The organism is candidate division KSB1 bacterium, assembly GCA_022562085.1.
In the GTDB taxonomy this organism is placed as follows: domain Bacteria; phylum Zhuqueibacterota; class Zhuqueibacteria; order Oceanimicrobiales; family Oceanimicrobiaceae; genus Oceanimicrobium.
Map to the genome: position 1 here is coordinate 1 of JADFPY010000340.1, position 4,935 is coordinate 4,935.

General features: G+C 45.8%; 3 protein-coding genes. 1 reads left to right on the forward strand and 2 read right to left on the reverse strand.

The features are described from left to right. Together IH879_19675 and IH879_19680 are read right to left on the reverse strand one after the other, a co-directional pair. A partial coding sequence (locus tag IH879_19675; protein ID MCH7677147.1) for a VWA domain-containing protein occupies positions 1-1,052 on the reverse strand: 1,052 nt, incomplete at its 3' end. Between the two features lie 462 nt (positions 1,053-1,514). Beyond that, entirely contained in the window at positions 1,515-2,813 is a 1,299-nt protein-coding gene (locus tag IH879_19680) for a sodium-dependent transporter (protein ID MCH7677148.1), read from the reverse strand. A 151-nt stretch (positions 2,814-2,964) separates the two neighbouring features. On the opposite strand from IH879_19680, the gene IH879_19685 reads away from it, so the two are divergent. Continuing rightward, a partial coding sequence (locus IH879_19685; protein MCH7677149.1) for a hypothetical protein occupies positions 2,965-4,935 on the forward strand: 1,971 nt, incomplete at its 3' end.

The following is a 4,935-nucleotide window of genomic DNA, read 5'->3' on the forward strand; positions in this document are numbered from 1 at the left end:
TTGTAAACTGCGGGGTTATGATTGGGGCCGGTATAAGTCCGGCCGCCGGCAATACTCTTGCGGGTGCCGGGTTTGTAAACATTCACCGTCGCATCCGAGAGTTGGCCGTTGCGGGTCACTTTTATGGACAACTCACCCGGAGTGAAATCGACTTCTTTTTTAACTATTTCGTTACCTTTAACTTCGACATTTTTAAATGTGCGACTAACATCCCCTTTCAGGCGGAGAGCATTCACTTCAATATCGTAGATGCCTACGGGGACGGGGAATACGCGGGGATTGGTTTTCGGGGAGGAATAAGTTCGGGCGAAGGCAACCTCCTCTTTTGTCCCGGCCTTGAAAACCCTAACGCCAACATCTTCCAGTTTGCCGTTGACGGTTGCTTTTACGGACAAGCGGCCAGGCGGAACCTCCGGAGTTACCGCAGTTTTTTTAAGCGCATCGAAAAGTTCGGCGGCATTGTTGGCGCTGAGGTAAAGACCGCCGCCGGCCTGCGCCGCGCATTCCAGTTCGGAAACGTTCTCTTTACCCAAGTCAAAGCCGATGACGTGCATGACGAATTTTATACCCGCCTTCTTTGCTTCCTCAACGGCCTCACACGGCGCGCCGCCACAGGTCTCGAGACCGTCACTCACCACTATTATCGTGGTTTCTTCTTCTTTAGAACGAACCGACTCGAAAGCTGCTTTCACAGCATCGGTAATTGGCGTCTTCCCTTTCGGATCAATAGCATCGATTTTCTGCCCAAGAGCGGCTTTGTCGAGAGCTGCCAGGGGCACGATGGTTTCGATGTCCGCACAGTCGGCTTTTTTGCGATGTCCATAAGCGATGAGTCCGACTTTGGAATCGGCTGGAAGTTCACCCAACAGATCTTTCAGGACTTTGCGGGCAACTACAATTTTGAATTCGCCTTCAACCTTTTGCCACATGGAACCGGAAGCATCGAGGATGAGAATGAGGTTGGTTGAGCTGTTGCTTTGTGTCCGCGCAAGAGAAACTAAAAATGTCGACAAAAAGACAGTCAGGAAAAAATAATATCCAATTTTGTTCATAACATGCACTCCTAAAGCTATTGTTTAATACGAATGACCCGTTGAAAAAAAATATTTCCACCGAAATGCGCCGAACGCACCGAAATCCACCGAATTAGTAGTTGTGACTTTAGGACTGATGTGCATTTTGAGGTCATTATCTAACATCAGAAAAGTTCTAGTCCATATACTAATCCATGCAATTCTTTCAGGCGTCACTAACAAGTCAGGCAAATCATTAACTAATAAGCACACCCTTGCCTGAAATATACGAAGTAGTTTTAAATCATCATCTGAATTTTCTATTATGTCATCCCAATCGGATTTACTATTTTCGGAGATAGGGATTTTGAAAAAATAATCTTCGAAACTACTCATTGTTAGTCCTTAATACGATTATTTTTACTACTACATATCATACTTTCGGCGACCCTCGGTGACTTCGGCGTGATTCGGTGGGAAAATTAAACTTAACTGGTCATATTATTTAAGAGATGTATAAATATAACTAATTAAAATAAAAAGTAAACTCACTGGCACCACCCAGCGAATCCAGACGAAATAAATGTTGGCCAAATTTTCTTTTGCGTTACCAAAAATTTGATTCAGGGTTTTTATTTTTCCTAAGCCCCAAACTACCCCAAGCACTGCCAAAGCGCTGCCAAAGACCTGCATTCCGGAACCAAAAACCAGATCCAGAATCCCGATAAGCTTTGGATAAAGTGAGCTGGGCAGCATGAGAATGAGTTCCAGACCTCCGAGTGCTAAAATGATTTTTGTACGGCTGGTTTTAAGAATATCGGTTAAGCCGCCAACCGCAACTTCCAAAGCCGCAACGGCGGATAAAAAAGCCACCATGCACAGGGACAACAAAAATGCGCTTCCCAGGAGTCGACCGGCAGGCATGACGTTGAACAATTCAGGCAGCGTCGAAAAGATCAAAGTCGGGCCCTGGCTCATATCCAGGCCAAAAACCAGAACGGTCGGGACGATAAACAAGGAAGCAAGAACGGCTGCGCCCACATCTCCAAAAGCCGTTGCAATGGCAGCCCGGGGAAGATTTTGCTCACGCTGCATGTAACTGCCGTAGATTACTAAAAATGTCCCGCCCAATCCTAACGAAAAAAAGGTCTGCCCAAGGGCCGCGAAAACCTGCTCTGCTTTTATCACGGAAAAGTCCGGATTAAGAAAAGCCGCAAATTTTTCAGGAGCGCCTTCCAATAAAAAAGCATTGATAACCAGATAAATTATCACGACGCCGAAGAACGGTACGAAGATTTTACTGACTGATTCGATGCCTTTGTTGAGTCCGCGGTAGATGACAACCAGACACGCAACCAGCGTTGCCACTGCTATGACATATTGCAGAACTCCATTGCCCAGTTGAGTTTGGAATAGACCCATACTGGTTTCAGTGAATCCGTGCGCAATCGAAAAGTAGGTTGTGAAAATCACGTTTGCAATGACAACCAAATAGTAGGAGTCCGCAACCAGGACGGTGAGAATAAGGAGGTAACCAATGGGTTTTCCCAACCCGGAGCCAAACGCCGCTGAAAAAGCGCCAATCGGTCCTTTTCTGGTTTCTCTCCCTAAAGCCCACTCAGCCATCAGCGCTGGAATCGCGAATAACACGGTAAAGATTAAATACATAATGAGGAAAGCGCTGCCGCCGTATTTGCCCATCATGTATGGGAAGCGCCAGACATTTCCGAGTCCGACGGAAACGCCGATCATGGTAATGACGGTGGTTAGATTTGATGAAAATAGTTGGCGGTTTGGCACTTTGCGGGTCTTTGTTTGTTGCGTAAAAAGTAAGCATTATCAGTTCGAATGTCAACCCGTCCGGTTGTGAAAAAACTTGACAGCATAAATCAATATTGTTATGTTAGGTCGCTGGTTTTTTGCCTTTTGCGACGCCACTTGGAGGAAAGCGATGCAAAAACATGGGCGTAATTTATCGTTTGTTTTGTTCTGCCTTTTTATGCTGCCTGTTGCACAGGCCCAGAACGATGTTCCGATCCATCCCGCCCGGGCGGGAGAATATATCAAAGAATGGCTCCTGCTGGGTCCCTTTTTTCCAGATGATTTGGACAAGGATTTCCTGGTTGGCGCTGGTGGAGAGGCGAACGTTCACCCGGTAGAAGGCGACGCTGTTATCAGCGCGCAAGGAGAGACACTGACGTGGAAACGGTACCAGACCAACAGGAGCTTCGTCGATCTTCTTAACGTGGTTGGAAATTACCAACATGCCACCGCATATGCCTTCTGCATCCTGAAAAGCGATGTCGAAGGAAGGAACCAGATTCTGCTGGGCAGCGATGATGGAGTGGCAGTATGGATAAATGGCAAGCGAGCCCATTACAATCCTGCTGACCGTCCGCTCTTCCTTGACCATGACGTATTTGAGGCGGACTTAAAAGAAGGCACCAATCGTTGTCTGGTCAAAGTATCTCAAGGTATCGGGCGTTGGAGTTTTGCGATGCGGGCCTTTCCTCACAATCAACCGGTTTTAGTCACGCCCAAATTCGTCGTGTCATCAGACCACCTGAAGGATGAGATCTGGCTGCCCGGCAACTTTTGGAAATATCATCCCGGTGATAACGAGGAATGGGCTAAATCGGATTTTGATGATAGCTCCTGGGAACTCGTTGATCCGCACCTCCACCCAAATGAACTACCCAAAAGCGGATGGCAAGGAGTCGGATGGTTTCGGCTTCATATTGTTATTGATTCTACACTTTTTAACAAGCCTCTGGGATTATCCATCGGGCAAGCTGGCGCATCGCAGCTCTATCTTGATGGGACATTGATATATACTTTTGGTGAACACAGTGATGACTGGACCGGGGTGCCAAAAGTACTCTCCTTTGAGGGGAAAAAAAGACATGTTATAGCCGTACGGTATTCAAACTTTTCATCAAAAAAATTTCAAAAAGCAGGTTTTGACTCAGGATTTCATATCCGATTGGGAAATGTCAACCAGATGGCTGAGGATAGAATCCGCAAAGAAAGAACCTTAATAGGTTACCAGATGTTTTTCACCTCTTTGCCCCTCACCGTTGGTATACTGCATCTGATTTTATTTGCATTTTTTCCAGGCTTAAGACAGAATCTCTTTTTCGCTCTCTTCTTGTTTTCTTATGCTGCTGCCATTTTTTTTGACTATCAAGCTTCTCTATCTACAGATATTGGACAACAATTATTTTTTTTGCGAATGCACCGGGCAGTGAATGCCCTCTTCATTCTGTTTCAATTGAGGTTCGTCTATTCGCTTTTTTACCGGGCTTTGCCAAAGCAGTTTTGGATAATTTCTCTGGCTGCATTTATTTTAGGAGTGCGGGCAATTTATAAACCGTTAGAAAATTATGAATTATTTCTTATAGTAACCATGCCAATAATAGTGATAGAAATCAACAGAGTCATTCTAATAGCGCTATTTAAAAAGAGGGAAGGTGCATGGATCATAGGGCTGGCATTTCTTGTGTATTACTTTTTTGGCACCTTTGATGCCTTAATGGATGCGGGCATTATCGTTCCTTTTCGTGAAATGGAAAATCCCTACGCTTTTGGATCCATCGGTTTTTTTATTGCGATGTCAGTTTATCTGGCGCGCGATTTCGCCCGCAGCAATAAGAAAATTGTTGAGCAGGAAATGGAGCAAAAACTGCTGGAAGCTGAAAATGCCCGCCAATCGAAAGAACTCGAACAGGCCCGCCAACTCCAACTCTCCATGCTGCCAAAAGAGCTACCCCAACTTCCGCATCTCGAAATTGGCGTCTTTATGAAAACCGCAACGGAAGTCGGCGGTGATTATTATGATTTTCACCTTGCTGATAATGGCACTTTGACCGTAGCAATTGGCGATGCCACCGGGCATGGTATGAAAGCAGGAACGATGGTTTCT